This window comes from Proteus sp. fly-1067 (assembly GCF_040139345.1).
GTDB classification, from domain to species: domain Bacteria; phylum Pseudomonadota; class Gammaproteobacteria; order Enterobacterales; family Enterobacteriaceae; genus Proteus; species Proteus vulgaris_B.
This window is the reverse complement of sequence record NZ_JBEEUL010000160.1, coordinates 1-604: the sequence shown is the minus strand read 5'-3', so window position 1 is coordinate 604 and position 604 is coordinate 1. Positions and strand designations below refer to the sequence as shown.

General features: G+C 38.7%; 2 pseudogenes. One reads left to right on the top strand and one right to left on the bottom strand.

The features are described 5' to 3' along the window. A pseudogene (locus ABN217_RS19755) lies at positions 1-113 on the bottom strand (MFS transporter); the annotation flags it as partial. 236 nt (positions 114-349) lie between these two features. On the opposite strand from ABN217_RS19755, the pseudogene ABN217_RS19750 reads away from it, so the two are divergent. After that, positions 350-547: pseudogene (locus ABN217_RS19750) on the top strand (autonomous glycyl radical cofactor GrcA); the annotation flags it as partial. Positions 548-604 lie beyond the last annotated feature (57 nt).

The following is a 604-nucleotide window of genomic DNA, read 5'->3' as shown; positions in this document are numbered from 1 at the left end:
GCACCAGAAAAATTTAGTGTTTTGATCATGTAGGCGCCGAGTGTGACTAGCCAGCTTCCCCAGACAAAATACTGTAAAAATAACATAACTTTTAAGCGGGTTTTAATATTCATACGAAGCTCCATTGGGAGTGATAGCCCTTATACTTCAAGTTGCAATCTCACTATACTCGTCATACTTCAAGATGCAGGGTTGTTGACTGCGCTTAGCTAACCGAGTCACATAGTTATCTATGCTCCTTGGCTATCTTTGCTTGTTGCCTACCTGCATCTTGAACTATTTAGAGTATATATAATCGACAGTTAAATTATGAAATTCATCTTAATCCTACCTGAAAGTGGAGGTCGACATGATTACTGGTATTCAAATTACTAAAACTGATAATGCAGCGCTATTAAACTCGTTCTGGTTACTGGATGAAGAAAAAAATGAAGCACGCTGTGTGTGTGCAAAAGCTGATTATAATGAAGGGCAAATTGTTGCTAAAGATGAACTTGGTACGTTTGAGTATCGTGAAGTTCCTTTAGAAGTTAAGCCGACTGTACGGACCTGCGTGCTTCATTGGGCCAATAAAGGCTAAGTTCATCAATTGCGTTAAAATTAG